General features: G+C 71.2%; 17 protein-coding genes. 5 read left to right on the top strand and 12 right to left on the bottom strand.

Annotation, left to right across the window (positions count from 1 at the left end; translation table 11 throughout):
* Nucleotides 1-135 precede the first annotated feature (135 nt).
* Nucleotides 136-831, bottom strand: a complete 696-nt coding sequence (locus tag DVK44_RS08720; RefSeq protein WP_228447052.1) for a TerB family tellurite resistance protein — start codon at nucleotides 829-831, stop codon at nucleotides 136-138.
* A 191-nt stretch (nucleotides 832-1,022) separates the two neighbouring features.
* Nucleotides 1,023-2,786 (bottom strand): 2-isopropylmalate synthase, encoded by a 1,764-nt coding sequence (gene leuA / locus DVK44_RS08725; protein WP_114659134.1) that lies wholly within the window; start codon nucleotides 2,784-2,786, stop codon nucleotides 1,023-1,025.
* A gap of 341 nt (nucleotides 2,787-3,127) precedes the next feature.
* Between leuA and DVK44_RS08735 the strand changes: the two genes are divergently transcribed.
* From DVK44_RS08735 to DVK44_RS08750, 4 genes are read left to right on the top strand one after another with little or no spacing between them, the layout of a single operon-like run.
* Nucleotides 3,128-4,258, top strand: a complete 1,131-nt coding sequence (locus DVK44_RS08735; RefSeq protein ID WP_114659135.1) for a M4 family metallopeptidase — start codon at nucleotides 3,128-3,130, stop codon at nucleotides 4,256-4,258.
* A gap of 34 nt (nucleotides 4,259-4,292) precedes the next feature.
* The gene (locus tag DVK44_RS08740; protein WP_114659136.1) at nucleotides 4,293-4,559 is read left to right on the top strand and encodes a protealysin inhibitor emfourin; all 267 of its coding nucleotides are present in this window, start codon (nucleotides 4,293-4,295) and stop codon (nucleotides 4,557-4,559) included.
* Nucleotides 4,560-4,603: 44 nt separating this feature from the next.
* Nucleotides 4,604-4,864: a type II toxin-antitoxin system CcdA family antitoxin gene (locus DVK44_RS08745; protein WP_114659137.1), complete on the top strand. Its 261-nt coding sequence runs from the start codon at nucleotides 4,604-4,606 to the stop codon at nucleotides 4,862-4,864.
* Entirely contained in the window at nucleotides 4,861-5,262 is a 402-nt protein-coding gene (locus DVK44_RS08750) for a PIN domain-containing protein (RefSeq protein WP_228447053.1), read from the top strand. The genes DVK44_RS08745 and DVK44_RS08750 overlap by 4 nt, the downstream gene beginning before the upstream one ends.
* 151 nt (nucleotides 5,263-5,413) lie before the next feature.
* Here the strand turns inward: DVK44_RS08750 and era are convergent, their stop codons facing one another.
* The 3 genes from era to DVK44_RS08765 all read right to left on the bottom strand — a co-directional run bounded on the left by era (nucleotide 5,414) and on the right by DVK44_RS08765 (nucleotide 7,806).
* On the bottom strand, nucleotides 5,414-6,385 hold the full coding sequence (era, locus tag DVK44_RS08755; protein WP_114659139.1) for a GTPase Era: 972 nt from the start codon (nucleotides 6,383-6,385) through the stop codon (nucleotides 5,414-5,416).
* Nucleotides 6,386-6,502: 117 nt separating this feature from the next.
* Entirely contained in the window at nucleotides 6,503-6,874 is a 372-nt protein-coding gene (locus DVK44_RS08760) for a cytidine/deoxycytidylate deaminase family protein (protein ID WP_114659140.1), read from the bottom strand.
* A 59-nt stretch (nucleotides 6,875-6,933) separates the two neighbouring features.
* Nucleotides 6,934-7,806 carry a helix-turn-helix transcriptional regulator gene (locus DVK44_RS08765; protein WP_114665004.1) on the bottom strand — a complete coding sequence of 291 codons (873 nt, stop codon included), beginning with the start codon at nucleotides 7,804-7,806 and terminating at the stop codon, nucleotides 6,934-6,936.
* Between the two features lie 135 nt (nucleotides 7,807-7,941).
* Between DVK44_RS08765 and DVK44_RS08770 the strand changes: the two genes are divergently transcribed.
* On the top strand, nucleotides 7,942-9,417 hold the full coding sequence (locus tag DVK44_RS08770; protein WP_114659141.1) for an MFS transporter: 1,476 nt from the start codon (nucleotides 7,942-7,944) through the stop codon (nucleotides 9,415-9,417).
* A 215-nt stretch (nucleotides 9,418-9,632) separates the two neighbouring features.
* Here the strand turns inward: DVK44_RS08770 and DVK44_RS08775 are convergent, their stop codons facing one another.
* The 7 genes from DVK44_RS08775 to DVK44_RS08805 all read right to left on the bottom strand — a co-directional run bounded on the left by DVK44_RS08775 (nucleotide 9,633) and on the right by DVK44_RS08805 (nucleotide 15,569).
* Complete coding sequence (locus DVK44_RS08775) at nucleotides 9,633-9,992, bottom strand: MmcQ/YjbR family DNA-binding protein (RefSeq protein ID WP_114665005.1); 360 nt, start codon at nucleotides 9,990-9,992, stop codon at nucleotides 9,633-9,635.
* Nucleotides 9,993-10,006: 14 nt separating this feature from the next.
* Nucleotides 10,007-11,296 (bottom strand): hemolysin family protein, encoded by a 1,290-nt coding sequence (locus DVK44_RS08780; RefSeq protein ID WP_114659142.1) that lies wholly within the window; start codon nucleotides 11,294-11,296, stop codon nucleotides 10,007-10,009.
* Nucleotides 11,293-11,790, bottom strand: coding sequence for an rRNA maturation RNase YbeY (gene ybeY, locus DVK44_RS08785; RefSeq protein WP_114659143.1), 498 nt, complete (start codon nucleotides 11,788-11,790; stop codon nucleotides 11,293-11,295). Before ybeY ends, DVK44_RS08780 begins: the two co-directional genes overlap by 4 nt.
* Before the next feature lie 14 nt (nucleotides 11,791-11,804).
* The gene (locus DVK44_RS08790) at nucleotides 11,805-12,836 is read right to left on the bottom strand and encodes a PhoH family protein (protein ID WP_114659144.1); all 1,032 of its coding nucleotides are present in this window, start codon (nucleotides 12,834-12,836) and stop codon (nucleotides 11,805-11,807) included.
* A gap of 198 nt (nucleotides 12,837-13,034) precedes the next feature.
* Nucleotides 13,035-14,144, bottom strand: a complete 1,110-nt coding sequence (locus DVK44_RS08795; protein WP_408055392.1) for a carbohydrate kinase family protein — start codon at nucleotides 14,142-14,144, stop codon at nucleotides 13,035-13,037.
* 143 nt (nucleotides 14,145-14,287) lie between these two features.
* Nucleotides 14,288-15,196: a ribonuclease Z gene (locus DVK44_RS08800; protein WP_114659145.1), complete on the bottom strand. Its 909-nt coding sequence runs from the start codon at nucleotides 15,194-15,196 to the stop codon at nucleotides 14,288-14,290.
* A 13-nt stretch (nucleotides 15,197-15,209) separates the two neighbouring features.
* On the bottom strand, nucleotides 15,210-15,569 hold the full coding sequence (locus tag DVK44_RS08805; protein ID WP_114659146.1) for a histidine triad nucleotide-binding protein: 360 nt from the start codon (nucleotides 15,567-15,569) through the stop codon (nucleotides 15,210-15,212).
* Nucleotides 15,570-15,601: the final 32 nt, after the last annotated feature.

A 15,601-nucleotide genomic window follows, 5' to 3' on the forward strand; every position in this document is an offset into this window, starting at 1 on the left:
CAGACTCCCGTCCGGGGAGGGGTGAATCGTCGCGCGCACGGCTGACTTCGCCGTTACTGCCAGGGGTGGCTCCGGCCCCGTACTACTCCTCGGGGAGTACAGCGGGTCCGAGGGGTACGGAGGGGGCGCTCCGCCTCAGGACGGTGTTCCCGACGCCGCCAGCAGCAGCCGTTCCGTGTCGGCCGCGCGCAGTTGGAGCGCGCCGCCGACCGTGGACAGCACCTCGCGCTCCGGTGGGCTGTACGCCCCGTCGGCCAGCGCGATCCGCGCGCCCTGGAGCAGGATCGACTCGCGGCCCGCCGGGGCCAGATGGGGTGCCAGGGGCTCCAGTGCCTCGTGCAGTTCGATGGCGAGGGCCGCGCCGCACGGGCCGGGCTCGGCGAGGAAGCGGCCGGTGTCCTCCGCGAGGGCGTCGACGAGGTCCGTCAGCCGGTCCTCCGTACAGTCCTCGAAGCCGGCCGCGCGTACGGTCAGCACGGCGGTCTCCCTGACCGTACGGGACGAGGTGCCGCCGGCGGCGAGGACGGCGAGCGCGACGGTGTGGACGGCGTCCCGGAGCATCGCGGAGAAGCGGATGGTGGTGGGGTGGTCGAGGACGTCCATGCCGAAGTGGGCGTGGCAGGCCGCGCATTCGACCACGGGCCCGGCGACCCCGCGCGAGAGCAGCGGGACACCGAGGACGGTGAAGCGGCGACGGCCGGTGCGTCGGCGGTAGTTGCGGTCGCCCCCGCAGTCGGGGCAGAAGAACTCTCCGTCGCCGATGGTGTTCCAGGACGTCCGGATGCCGCAGACGCGCAGTTTCCAGCCGCTTGCTCGTGGGGTTGGCAGCACGTCGCGCACCTCCGTAACGCTCCGGCATCATTGCCGCGTTGACGTGATGTTAGCCACATCTTGGAGGTGGCGTCAGCACCGCGGCGTGAGATCGCCACGACATGGCCGAACCCCGCCCACCGGAGTGGCGGACGGGGTTCGTGGGACGGAGCCGGGGACGGCGGGGCCGGCCGGGGTCGGCCGGCCGGGGTTCAGCGGGTCGCGCGGTTGACCGCGGAGATGACGGCCTTCAGCGAGGCACGCGTGGTGTTCGCGTCGATTCCGATGCCCCACAGGACCTTGCCGTCGATGGCGCATTCGATGTACGAGGCGGCCTGGGCGCTCGCGCCCTCGCTCATCGTGTGCTCCTGGTAGTCCAGCAGCCTGGCGTCGATCCCGACGGTGGCCAGCGCCTCGAAGAAGGCCGAAATCGGACCGTTGCCGGTGCCGGTGAGGGTGGTCTCCGTACCGTCCACCACGGCCTGCACGGTCAGGGTGTCCTGGCCGTCCGTGTCGGTCGTGCTCTGGCCGGAGCGCAGCTGGATACGGCCCCAGGCATTGTCCGGGTTGGGCAGGTACTCGTCCCTGAAGACCGACCAGATCTGGCCGGGCGTGACCTCGCCGCCCTCGGCGTCGGTCTTGGCCTGGATGATCCGGGAGAACTCGATCTGCATACGGCGCGGCAGGTCCAGCTTGTGGTCGTTCTTCAGGACGTACGCGATACCGCCCTTGCCGGACTGCGAGTTGACGCGGATGACCGCCTCGTAGGAGCGGCCGACGTCCTTCGGGTCGATCGGCAGATACGGTACGGCCCACTCGATCTCGTCGAGCGTCCGGCCCTGCGCGGCGGCGTCGGCCTCGCGGGCGTCGAAGCCCTTCTTGATGGCGTCCTGGTGGGAGCCGGAGAAGGACGTGTAGACCAGATCGCCCGCGTAGGGGTGGCGCGGGTGGATCTCCATCTGGTTGCAGTACTCGCTGGTACGGCGGATCTCGTCGATCTGCGAGAAGTCGATCTGCGGGTCGACACCCTGGGAGAAGAGGTTCATGCCCAGCGTCACCAGGTCGACGTTGCCGGTGCGCTCGCCCTGGCCGAACAGGCAGCCCTCGATACGGTCGGCGCCGGCCATCAGCGCCAGCTCGGCGGCGGCGACGGCCGTGCCGCGGTCGTTGTGGGGGTGGACGGAGAGACAGACGTACTCGCGCCGTGACAGGTTCCGTGACATCCACTCGAAGCGGTCCGCGTGGGTGGAGGGGGTGGAGCGCTCCACGGTGGCGGGCAGGTTGAGGATGATCTCGCGGCCGGCCTCGGGCTGCCAGACGTCCATGACGGCCTCGCAGACCTCCAGGGCGAAGTCCAGCTCGGTGTCGGTGAAGATCTCCGGGCTGTACTGGTAGCCGAAGACCGTCTCGGGGCCGAGGATCTTCTCCGCGTACTCCATGACCAGCCGGGTGCCGTCCACGGCGATCTGCTTGACCTGCTCCTTCGAGCCGCGGAAGACGACGCGGCGGAAGGTGGGGGCGGTGGCGTTGTAGAGGTGCACGGTCGCGCGGTGGGCGCCGCGCAGGGCCTCCACGGTCCGCTCGATCAGCTCTTCGCGCGCCTGGGTGAGGACGGAGATCGTCACGTCCTCGGGGATGGCGCCCTCTTCGATGATCGACCGTACGAAGGCGAAGTCGGTCTCGCCGGAGGCCGGGAAGCCGACCTCGATCTCCTTGTAGCCCATGCGGACCAGCAGGTCGAACATCTCGCGCTTGCGGGCGGGCGACATGGGGTCGATCAGCGCCTGGTTGCCGTCGCGCAGATCGGTGGAGAGCCAGCGGGGGGCGGCGGTGATCCGCTGCTCGGGCCAGGTGCGGTCGGGGAGGGCGACGGCCTCGTAGGGGCCGTATTTGTGGATCGGCATCCCGGACGGGCGCTGGGTGTGGGTCGCGTTGGTGAGGGGCGTGGGGCGACCGACGGAAGAAGTATCAGACATTGCGCAGGGCTCCTCGTGTGTCCGCTGGGACGGCCGACGGGACGTGTTCACCGCAACGCCAGACTCCGCGGGGAGGGGGTCGGCCTACGACTACAGGCCCTCGCCGCGGCAGCTAAGGAGAAGCAGCCCGATACGCATGATGTTCCGCAGCTTAGCGGAGGCACGCCGTCCGCGCGGGTCCGTATCAGCATGCGGGACCGGCGGGCGGAACGCGAACGGCTTCCGCGACCCCCTCCACAGAGAGTCAGGATTTAACCACCGAACGACGCGGGATCACTCCATTTCAGCAACCTTGGTCGCAATGGGTGACATGGGCTCCACGGAGTGCCACATTGGCCCGTATGGACGCCATCGCTCCCGACACCGACACCGGCATCGCCGCTGTCGCTCCCGTCGTTCCCGTCGCTCCCGTTTTCTGCACCATTGTGCCGCCTCATGTGCTCGACAAGCTGGCGCAGGCCGAGGACCCGGAGGTCTCCGGGCCCGCCCGGCGGACCCTGGAGGCGGACTCCGCCCAGCGCACCCGCCGCCGGCTGACCACGGTCGTCGGCACCCGCGCGCCGGACGCCCCGGCCGCGCCGGCGGACGGCACGGCCGCCGCCTCCGGAGAGCCCCGCCGCACCATCTACGACTGCGGCCACCGGACCGCGCTGCCGGGGAAGAAGGTACGGGCCGAGGGCACCCCGCCCGGCCAGGACGCCACCGTCAACCGGGCGTACGCCGGACTCGGCGCGACGTTCGAGCTGCTGCTGAGCGCGTACGGCCGTGACTCGCTGGACGGCGCCGGCCTGCCGCTGATCGCCAGCGTCCACTACAGCCGCGACTACAACAACGCCTTCTGGGACGGCGACCAGATGGTGTTCGGCGACGGGGACGGGCAGATCTTCCTCGACTTCACGATCCCGGTCGACGTGATCGGCCACGAGCTGGCCCACGGCCTCACCCAGTACACCGCCAACCTCGCCTACTTCGGCCAGCCCGGCGCGCTCAACGAATCGGTCTCGGACGTCTTCGGCGCGCTGGTCAAGCAGTACACCCTGGACCAGACCGCCGAGCAGGCCGACTGGCTGATCGGCGAGGGCCTGCTCGCCCCCGGCGTCAACGGGGTCGCGCTGCGCTCCATGAAGGCCCCGGGCACGGCGTACGACGACCCGGCCCTCGGCAAGGACCCGCAGCCGGCGACCATGGAGAACTACGTCCGGACGAGCCGGGACAACGGCGGGGTCCACATCAACTCCGGCATTCCCAACCACGCGTTCTACCTCTTCGCCACCCGGCTGGGCGGCAAGGCGTGGGAGCGCGCGGGCCAGGTCTGGTACGACGTGCTGACCAGCGGCGAGCTGACGGTCGACGCGGACTTCAAGGACTTCGCCCGCCAGACCCTCGCGGCGGCACGGGCACGCTACGGCGACGCGGCGGAGCTGGAGGCCGTGACCAAGGCGTGGTCCCAGGTCGGGGTGGCCGTGGAATAGCCGTCACCGCCCTCCACGTACTAGAACAGGACCCATGCGTATCCAAGTACGGCGTACGGGCGGCTTCGCGGGAATCGAGCGCAGGTCCGAGGTGGACACCACGGACCTGCCCGATGCCGAAACCTGGCGACAACTGGCCGAACACGCCATGACCGGCGCCCAGAACACCCCGCCGCAAGGCGTGCCGGACGGCTTCAGCTACCGGATCACGATCGACGACCACACATTCCACTGCACGGACCCGAACCTGACGGACGCGCAACGGGCACTGATCTCACGCGTCCTCAAGGAGGGCGCGTAGCCGTCACCCCCGCCCAGCCGACCATATCGCGGTATGGTAGCTGTATGGCCACCAAGAAGATCACCATCACGCTCCCCGAAGAGCTGGTCAAAGCAGCTAAGGGCTTCACCGACAACCTCTCCGGATACGCGGCGGAGGCTCTGGCCCGAAGAATTCGCAACGAGCTTCTCTCCGAGGAGATCCGCCGGTACGAGGAGGAACACGGCGCCTTCACGGAGGAGGAGCAGACGGAAGCGGACGCGATCCTGCACGGATGGCTCCAGCCCGACGCGAATCCCGTGCAAGAGACAAGGAACGCAGCGTGAACCGGACAGTCTCCGCTCTTGTGCTCGACTCGGAGGGGTTCTCCGCCTGGATCATGGAGGACCGCAAGGTCGGTCGTCTCATCGACTCCGCACAGCGGAACGAAACGGACCTCGTGATCAGCGCCAATACGATCATTGAGGTCACTCACGCGGGTACGAAGATGAGCCGACTGAACTGGCTCCTCTCACGCGTGAAAGTGGAGCCCGTCACCGAGAACAGCGCCAAGGCCGCGGCGCGGTTACTCAAGGACGCGGGGCTCCACGGCCACAAGTACGCCATCGACGCCACCGTGGCTGAGGTGGCTCTCCGTCAAGAAGGACACATCGCGCTGCTGACCTCGGACATCGACGACATGGCCAAACTCTGCGGCGACCGCGTACATCTGATCGCGGTCTGAGAAATCCGTCCGGCCAGTGGCCGCTAAAAGCCCAGCTTGCGCAGCTGTTTCGGGACCCATTCCGCCCGCCGCGCTCGCGAGCCTCGGCCCCAGGGGGCCTCACCGGCTTCGCGCGGCTGCGTCGGCCTCCGGCCGCCGGGCCGGGGCTCGCTCAGAAGCCCAGCTTGCGCAGCTGTTTGGGGTCGCGCTGCCAGTCCTTCGCTACCTTGACGTGGAGGTCGAGGAAGACCGGAGTGCCCAGGAGTGCCTCGATGTGTTTGCGGGACTTCGTCCCGACCTCCTTGAGGCGCTTGCCCTTGGGGCCGATGATGATGCCCTTCTGGCTGGGGCGTTCGATGTAGACGTTCGCGTGGATGTCCAGGAGGGGCTTGTCCGCCGGGCGGTCCTCGCGCGGGAGCATCTCCTCGACCACGACCGCGATCGAGTGCGGCAGCTCGTCCCGTACCCCCTCCAGCGCCGCCTCGCGGATCAGCTCGGCCACCATGACCTGCTCCGGCTCGTCCGTGAGGTCACCCTCCGGGTAGAGCGGCGGGCTCTGCGGGAGCAGCGGGACCAGGAGGTCCGCGAGCAGGCCGACCTGCTGGTCGCCGACGGCCGAGACGGGCACGATCTCCGCCCACTCCATGCCCAGCTCCCGGCCGATCCGGTCGATCGCGATGAGCTGCTCCGCCAGGGTCTTGGAGTCGACCAGGTCCGTCTTCGTGACGACGGCGACCTTGGGCGTCTTCCTGATCGCGGCCAGTTCCTTGATGATGAACCGGTCGCCGGGGCCGAGCTTCTCGTTCGCGGGCAGGCAGAAGCCGATCACGTCGACCTCGGCCCAGGTCGTCCGTACGACATCGTTCAGCCGCTCGCCGAGCAGCGTGCGCGGCTTGTGGAGGCCCGGGGTGTCGACGAGGATCAGCTGCGCCTCGGGGCGGTGCACGATGCCGCGGACGGTGTGCCGGGTGGTCTGCGGCCGGTTCGAGGTGATGGCCACCTTCTGGCCGACCAGAGCGTTCGTGAGGGTGGACTTGCCCGCGTTGGGGCGACCGACGAAGCAGGCGAAACCGGCCCGGTGGGGGGTTTCGGCTGTCTCGGGAGAAGTCTCGGGAGACGAGGTACGAGCGCTCATGGCGCCCATTCTCCCCGATCGTTTACCCGCCGCCTACCAGGTGGCCCCGCCGGAGCGCGGCCCGGACGGCCCCGGACGGGCCCGAACAGCCCCGGACGGGCCTGGACACCCCGGAGGCCCCGCCCGTCAGCCCGCCGTCACCGTGGCCGTCAGCGTGCCGTCCGGGCCCGCCACCAGGACGGGTGTGCCGGGGCCGCCCAGGTCGCGTACGGCGGCCAGGTCCTCGTCCGACGCGCCACCGGCGGCCGTGACGACCGCCGCCGCCTCCAGCGAGGTGGCGCCGCTGGCCACGGCCATGGCGACCGCCGTACGCAGCGCGCTGAGCCTGAGGGAGGCCAGTTCGACGGTGCCGGCGACGTACGTACGCCCGGTCTCGTCCCGTACGGCCGCGCCCTCCGGTACGCCGTTGCGGGCGCGGGCGCTGCGCGCGAGGGTGATGATCTTGCGGTCCTCGGGGTCGAGGCCGGTGCTGTTGCCGGGGTCGCTGCTCTGCGTCATGGGGCGAGCATAGGCAGCCCGCCCGGCGGCCCCGCGGCAGGGCCGGAGGTCGGGGCCCGTCAGCCCGCGACCGGGTACATCGAGCCGCGCCGGCCCTCCGGCGAGGCCAGCCAGATCAGCTTCTCGGCCGTGTCCGCCTCGGGCAGCGCGTTGTGCAGCACGACGGTGAGGTCCGGCCGGGCCGGGATCCGCAGCTGGGTCGACTCCAGATGCAGCGCGCCGACGACCGGGTGCACCAGCTCCTTGCAGACCGGCCCGGCCGGCTGGACGTCCCGCCGCTCCCAGAGCCGGGCGAACTCCGCGCTGCGCTCCGCCGCCTCCGCCACCACCGCGTGGAACCCCTCGTCGCCGGGGTGCTCCGAGAACGCCGCGCGGAACTGCGCGACGATCCTCGGCGCGATCCCGGCCCAGTGCTCGGCCCGGGTGCGGTAGACGGGGTCCGTGAAGAAGGCGATCAGGCAGTTCTGGGGGATCTCCGGGCGCATACCGAGCACGCTGGTCGCCGCGTCGTTGTACATGACGACGTTCCAGTAGGTGTCCAGGATGTTCGCCGGATACGGCATCCAGGCGTCGATCAGCCGCCGCAGCCCGTGGCACATGTCGAGCGCCGACGGATCCGCGCGCGGCGGGGGCGGGTTCAGCCCGGCGAGGGCGTAGAGATGGCGCAGCTCCGCGCTGTTCAGCCGGAGCACGCGCGCCACCGACTCCAGGACCTGCGGCGATACGGTGATGTCGCGGCCCTGCTCCAGCCACTGGTACCAGGAGGCGCCGACGCCCGCGAGAACGGCCACCTCCTCGCGGCGCAGTCCGGGGGTACGGCGCCGGCCGCCCCCGTCGGGCAGGCCGGCCTCGGCCGGGCTGACCCGGGCGCGCCGGCTCATCAGGAACTCGCGCAGCTCACCGAGCCGGTGCGCCTTTCCCGCGTCCGTCATCACCACGTCGTTCTCGCTTTCCGGCGGAGCACTGTTCGGCGGAGCACTGTTCCGGCGGAGCCCTGTGTGGTGGTGCCGCCAACAGGATAAGTTCCGGCTCCCCACGGCTATTCCTGCGCGCCCAGGCTGTCCGGCATGGCATCCGAGTCCCGTACCACCACCGTCCCCACCGCACTACCCACCGCACCGCCCGCCTCGCCGGCGCCCTCCTCGCCCGCGCCCGCGCCGCTGTCCGGGCGCGCCAAGCTGATCCTCGTCGTGCTGTGCGCCGCCCAGTTCATGGTGGCGCTCGACTTCTCCGTGCTGAATGTGGCGCTGCCCGTCCTCGGCCAGGACCTCGGCATGAGCCGGACCGCCCTCCAGTGGGCGATCACCGCGTTCGCGCTGCCGTCCGGCGGCTTTCTGCTGCTCTTCGGCCGGATCGGTGATCTGTACGGACGGCGCCGGCTCTTCGTCACCGGGCTGGCCCTCTTCTGCGCGGCCTCGGTGCTGGCCACCGTCGCCTGGAATCCGGCCCTCTTCCTGGCCGGGCGGGCGCTCCAGGGCCTCGGCGCGGCCATGATCGTGCCGACCGGAATGTCCCTGCTGACCACCACGTTCCCCGAGGGGCCGCAGCGCGACCGGGCGCTGGGCATCAGCGGCACGCTGCTCTCGCTGGGCTTCACCGTCGGCATGGTGCTCGGCGGGGTGCTGACCGACACCCTGGGCTGGCGGTCGACCATGGGGCTGCTGGCCGTCACCGCGCTCGCGGTGCTCGCCGTGGCGCCGGGGCTGCTGCCCGAGTCCCGTACGCCCGACCGGCCCCGGCTGGATGTGCCGGGCGCGGTGACGGTGACCGGCGGGCTGCTCGCCGTGATCTACGCCCTGTCGACGGCGGCCGAACGCGGTTTCGGCGGCGCGGACGTGCTGGTGACGCTGGTCGCGGGGGTCGCGCTGCTGGCCGTGTTCACGCTGGTCGAGTCACGGAGCGCCGCGCCGCTGGTGTCGCTGCCGATGCTGCGGCGGCCGACCGTGGCCTGGGGCAATCTGGGTGGTCTGGCCACCATCTCGATGATGACGACGGTGGTGTTCGTGCTGACGCTCTATCTCCAGGAGACGCTGGGGCTCTCGGCGCTGGAGACGGGCCTGGTCTTCGGTGTGCAGGGCGTGCTGTCGGTGTTCGGGGGCTCGATGGCCCCCCGGGTGGTCGGCCGGCTGGGCGCTCCGCGCACGCTGGCCGTCGCGCTGCTCGGCCAGGGGGTGTTCACGGCGGCGCTGGTGGCGCTGGGCGCCGGCCCGGGGAGCGGATCCGGCGCGGGTACGGGGGTGGTGCTGGCGACCGTCGGGGTCTCGCTGGCGAGCATGTGCCATCTGGTCGCGATCGTCGCGTACGGCCTGACGGCGACCTCGGGCATCGCGAACGACCAGCAGGGACTCGCGACAGGGCTGGTCACCACCACCCAGCAGATCGGCATGACCATCGGCATTCCGCTGCTGGGGGTGCTGGCGACCACCCGTGAGGTGCTGGTCGACGGGGTGCGGCTGGTGCTGGCGATCGACGCGTCGATCGTCGTGGCGGCGGCACTGCTGGTCACGGTGGGGCTGCGCCACCGATTCGCCCGTACGGCCTGAGGTCCGTGCGTGGCCCGGCGAATCCGGTCCGCCCAGCCCCGTCCCACCTCGGACCGTACGGCCGAAACGCCAAGCCGCCGGGCCGCCGCACGGCCGAGCAGGCCGCGCGGCAGACCGGGCGGGCGGCAGACCGGGGCGCGCGGTGGCTCGGCGCACGACCCAACCGCCGAACCGCCGCGCCGCTGAACCGCCCCCGCCCGACCCGTCCCGCCCCCTCAGGCCCGGTCGAGCCGCAGGCGCTCCGCCTTCGGCAGACCGGCCACCACCAGGTCGTACGAGTCCTCGATCAGCTCGCGCACCATCCGCGCCGGCAGCTCCCCGACCGTCACCGTGTTCCAGTGGCGCTTGTTGAGGTGCCAGCCCGGGACGACGGCCGGATGTGCCTCGCGCAGCCGCAGCGCGTCGTCCGGGTCGCACTTGAGGGAGATCTTCAGCGGCAGCTCACCGAGCGCGCAGAACGCGAAGATCCGGCCGCCGACCTTGAAGACCGTGAGCCCCGGGCTGCGCGGGAACGGGGTGTCCTCGGACGTCCCGTTCAGACCGAGGCAGTACGCCGCGATCCCGGGCGCCGTCAGGGAGTCGTTCGCCGTCACGGGGCGGGCGCCTCCTCGCGGACGGGCTCGGCCAGCACGGTGACGATCTTGTTGCGGCGGCCGGCCGGGGACTCCGCCGTCAGCCGCAGCGTGCGCCCGTCGGGCAGCTCGACCTGGGCGCTGGCCCCGGCGATCGGGACCCGGCCCAGCGCCTTGGCGAGCAGCCCGCCGACCGTCTCGACATCCTCGTCGTCGTACTCGTCGAGCCCGAACAGCTCGCCGAGGTCACCGATGTCCAGCCGGGCCGTGACCCGGTACGAGCCGTCGCCCAGCTCCTCGACGGGCGGCAGCTCGCGGTCGTACTCGTCGGTGATCTCGCCGACGATCTCCTCAAGGATGTCCTCGATGGTGACGATGCCGGCCGTGCCGCCGTACTCGTCGATGACGACGGCGACATGGCTGCGGTCCTGCTGCATCTCGCGCAGCAGATCGCCCGCGTTCTTCGTGTCGGGGACGAAGGCGGCGGGCCGCATCGCCGTGGAGACCAGATCGGCTTCGGAGTCCCGGTTGATATGGGTCTTCCTGGCGAGGTCCTTGAGGTAGACGATGCCGACGATGTCGTCCTCGTTCTCCCCGGTGACCGGGATCCGGGAGAAGCCGGAGCGCAGCGCGAGCGTGAGCGCCTGACGGATCGTCTTGGAGCGCTCGATGGAGACCAGGTCCGTGCGCGGCACCATCACCTCCCGGACGAGGGTGTCGCCCAACTCGAAGACGGAGTGCACCATCCGGCGCTCCTCGTCCTCGATGAGGGACTCCGACTCGGCCAGGTCGACCATCGCGCGCAGCTCGGCCTCGCTGGCGAACGGGCCTTTGCGGAAGCCCTTTCCGGGGGTGAGCGCGTTCCCGAGGAGGATCAGCAGCTGCGGGATCGGGCCCATCACCCTGGCCAGCGGCAGCAGTACGTACGCGGACGCCGTGGCCGTGTTCAGCGGGTGCTGGCGGCCGATCGTGCGCGGCGAGACGCCGACCGCGACATACGAGACGAGGACCATCACACAGATGGCGACGAGCAGCGCCGCCCACGTGTCCTGGAACTCCTCCAGGCAGACATAGGTGACGAGCACGCCGGCCGCCATCTCGCAGGCGACCCGCACGAGCAGCGCCACATTGAGGTAGCGCGTCGGGTCGGCGGCGACCTGGGCGAGCTTCGCCGCGCCCCGGCGCCCGGAGCGCACGGCCTCGTCCGCCCGGAAGCTGGAGACCCGGGCGAGGCCCGCCTCGGCCGACGCCGCCAGCCAGGCGACGACGACCAGGGCGACGGCGCCGACGATCAGCTGCGCGGTCACGAGACCGTGGGCGCGGGGGACGGGCCGGTGAGCCCGCGCTCGGCGCGCCAGCCGTCGACGATCGCGGCCTGGAGGCCGAACATCTCGGCCTTCTCGTCCGGGACGTCGTGGTCGTAGCCGAGGAGGTGCAGCACCCCGTGCACGGTGAGGAGTTGCAGCTCCTCGTCCATCGAGTGCCGCGTCGGGGCCTCCTCGCCCTGCCGCTTGGCGACCTCCGGACAGAGCACGATGTCACCGAGGAGCCCCTGCGGGGGCTCCTCGTCGTCCTTGACCGGCGGACGCAGCTCGTCCATCGGGAAGGACATGACATCCGTGGGGCCCGGCAGATCCATCCACTGGATGTGCAGTTGCTCCATGGCCGCGTCGTCCACCACGATCACCGACAGTTCGGAGAGCGGGTGGATACGCATCCGGGTGAGCGCGTAGCGGGCGATGTCGAGGATCGCCTGCTCGTCGACCTCGGTACCTGACTCGTTGTTGACGTCGATCGACATGGTGCGCTCTGGCTCTACTTCCCGTTTTCGTTGTCGTACTTCTCGTACGCGTCGACGATACGGCCGACGAGCTTGTGCCGTACGACATCCTGCGAGGTGAGCCGGGAGAAGTGGACGTCGTCGACGCCGTCCAGGATGTCCTGGACCTGGCGCAGCCCGCTCTTGGTGCCGCCCGGGAGGTCGACCTGGGTGATGTCACCGGTGATGACGATCTTCGAGTCGAAGCCCAGGCGGGTCAGGAACATCTTCATCTGTTCCGTGCTGGTGTTCTGCGCCTCGTCCAGGATGATGAACGCGTCATTGAGCGTCCGGCCGCGCATATAGGCCAGCGGCGCCACCTCGATCGTGCCCGCCGCCATCAGACGCGGGATGGAGTCGGGGTCGAGCATGTCGTGCAGCGCGTCGTAGAGCGGGCGGAGATACGGGTCGATCTTCTCGTAGAGCGTGCCGGGCAGGAAGCCGAGCCGCTCGCCGGCCTCGACGGCGGGCCGGGTCAGGATGATCCGGCTGACCTGCTTGGACTGGAGCGCCTGGACCGCCTTGGCCATGGCGAGATAGGTCTTGCCCGTACCGGCGGGGCCGATGCCGAAGACGATCGTGTGCTTGTCGATCGCGTCGACGTACCGCTTCTGGTTGAGCGTCTTGGGGCGGATCGTGCGGCCCCGGCTGGACAGGATGTTCTGCGTGAGGACGTCGGCGGGGGTCTCGGGACCGTCCGCACCGCCGTTCTCGCTCGCTCTGAGCATGGCGATGGAACGTTCCACTGCGTCCTCCGTCATCGGCTGACCGGTGCGGAGCACCAGCATCATCTCGTCGAACAGGCGCTGGACGAGCGCGACCTCGGCCGCACCGCCCGACGCGCTGATCTCGTTCCCCCTGACATGGATGTCCACTGCCGGGAACGCCTTCTCGACCACCCGGAGCAGCGCGTCCCCCGATCCGAGGACCATGACCATGGGGTGCTTGGCGGGGACGGTGAACCGGGCCTGCGCGGTGGCGGGGGCGGGGTCGGAGGCAGGGGTCTGGACTGTAGGTGTCTGAGTCATGGGCCGGCGCTGTGGCCTGCACATACCTCCCGTTGCAGGGTTCTCGCTGCTCGACAACCTCTGGGCTACCAGCGTACGACCCCGCACTGACAACACCCCAGTGCTTTTCCTTGCGCCGTCGGCGAAGTACCGGCGGCGCCGGGGCGCGGGACTCACCGGCCAGGAGCTGTACGCGCGCTCAGGCCGAGCGGCCGGCGCTCAGGCCGAGCGGCCGAAGCCGATCGTGGGCACGGCCCGGCGCAGCGGCCACGGCCGGGTCGGCGCGGGCAGCAGCTCCGGCAGGAAGCCGTAGCGGCGCAGGGCCGCCGGGTCCTGGTCGGCGCATCCGCGCACATGGCTCCACCAGGCCGCGATCTCGGTCCAGCCGGGCGCGGAGAGCGAGCCGCCGAACTCCTGGACGGAGAGCGCGGCCGTCAGCCCGGCGAAGGCCAGCCGGTCCGCGAGCGGCCAGCCGGCGAGCGTACCGGTGACGAATCCGGCGACGAAGACATCGCCCGCGCCCGTCGGATCGAGGGCCTCCACGGCGATCGCCGGCACCTCGGCGGTCTCGCCGGTGGCGCCGTCCACCGCGTACGCGCCCTCCGAGCCCAGGGTGACGACGGCGACCGGCACCCGCTCGGCGAGCAGCCGGGCGGCGGCCCTGGGGCAGTCGGTACGGGTGTAGCGCATCGCCTCCTCGGCGTTGGGCAGGAACGCCTCGCAGTGCTCCAGATCGGCCAGCCCCGCCAGATCCCACCGGCCGCTGTCGTCCCAGCCGACATCCGCGAAGATCCGGGTGCCGCGCCGTGCCGAGGTGGCGATCCACTCGTCGCGGCGGCCGGGCGCCAGGGCGGCGACGGCGGCACGCGCGCGTGGCGGGCATTCGGGCAGGGCGCCCTCGGGCGGCGGCGCCTCGTGGCCGTGCGACACCATGGTCCGCTCGCCCTCGTACGCCATGGAGACGGTGACGGGCGAGTGCCAGCCGGACACGGTGCGCGACCGGGAGAGGTCGATGCCCTCGCCCTGCGCCAGCGCGTCCCAGCAGTACTCGCCGTAGTGGTCGTCGCCGAAGGCGGCCGAGAGCGAGGTGCGCAGCCCGAGCCGGGCCAGCGCGGTGGCCATGTTGGCGATCCCGCCGGGGCTCGACCCCATGCCGCGCGCCCAGGACTCGGTGCCGCGCACCGGGGCGCTGTCCAGACCGGTGAAGATGATGTCGAGGAACACCGTGCCGGTGAGGTAGACGTCGCACTCCGGGTCGTCCGGGGCGCGCAGGGCGCCCAGCGGATCGATGTGGGCGGTGTGGTCCACCTCCCCGGCGGCGAGATGCAGCGGATCCCCGTCCAACAAGTCTCTGTTCAGCGGGTCTCGGTCCAGCGGGTCTCCGTTGGGTGTGATCACTGCGGGCTCCCGATCGCGTGCGGATCCCGACAGTCTGCCCGATCCCGCCGGGTCCCGGCGGACACCCGGCGCCCTCAGCGGGAGCGCTTGGGCAGCGGGACCCGTACGAGGTCGGCCGCGACGGTCAGTTCGCCCGTGAAGCCCGCCGCGCGCGCCTGCCGCTCGAACTCCCCGGGGTCGCCGTACCGCTGCGAGAAGTGCGTCAGCACCAGATGCGCCACGCCCGCGTCCCGCGCCGCCCGCGCGGCCTGGCCCGCCGTCAGATGGCCGTGCTCGGTGGCGAGCCGCTCGTCCTCGTCGAGGAACGTGGACTCGATGACCAGCAGGTCGCACCCGTCGGCCAGGGCGTGCACCCCGTCGCAGAGCCGGGTGTCCATGACGAACGCGAACCGCTGCCCCCGGCGCACCTCGCTGACCTCGTCGAGCGTGACACCGTTCAGCGTGCCCTCGCGCTGGAGCCGGCCGACATCGGGCCCGGCGATCCCGCGCGCGGCCAGCCGCGCCGGGTCCATCCGGCGCCCGTCGGGCTCGACCAGGCGATAGCCGTACGACTCGACGGGGTGGGAGAGCCGGTGCGCCTCCAGCGTGTACGACGCGGTGTGCGCGAGGACACCGTCGCGGCGCACGGGCGCCTCGGTCAGCTCGACGGTCTCGCGGTAGGCCGTCGCGTACCGCAGCCGTTCGAAGAAGCGCTGTCCGCTCGCCGGGTAGTGCGCGGTGATCTCGTGCGGCACCCGGTCGAGATTGATGCGCTGGACGACTCCGGCGAGCCCGAGCGAGTGGTCGCCGTGGAAGTGGGTGACACAGATCCGGTTGATGTCGTGCGCGGCGACCCCGGCGCGCAGCATCTGGCGCTGGGTGCCCTCGCCCGGGTCGAAGAGCAGGCCCTCGCCGTCCCAGCGGAGCAGATAGCCGTTGTGGTTGCGGTGGCGGGTGGGCACCTGGCTGGCGGTGCCCAGCACGACCAGTTCGCGTACGGACAAGACCCCGCGCCCGCTATCCGGGCGGCCAGTTGAGGCCGCGGCCGGCCAGGACGTGGGCGTGCGCGTGGAAGACGGTCTGGCCCGCGCCGGCCCCGGTGTTGAACACGATCCGGTAGCCGCTGCCCTCCACGCCCTCCTCGGCCGCCACGGCGGCGGCCTCGCGCAGCACGTCGGCGGCGATCAGCGGCTCGGCGGCGGCGAGGCTGCCCGCGTCCGGGTAGTGCGCCCGGGGGATGACGAGCACATGGGTGGGCGCCTGGGGGTTTATGTCCCGGAAGGCGACGGTCGTGTCCGTCGAGCGGACGACCGTGGCCGGTACGTCCCCCGTGGCGATCTTGCAGAACAGGCAGTCGCCCTGTGGTTCTCCCGCCATGGCACGGGCCTCCTCGACTCGGCGCGGCTGAT

The sequence above is a fragment of the Streptomyces paludis genome (assembly GCF_003344965.1).
GTDB classification, from domain to species: Bacteria; Actinomycetota; Actinomycetes; order Streptomycetales; family Streptomycetaceae; genus Streptomyces; species Streptomyces paludis.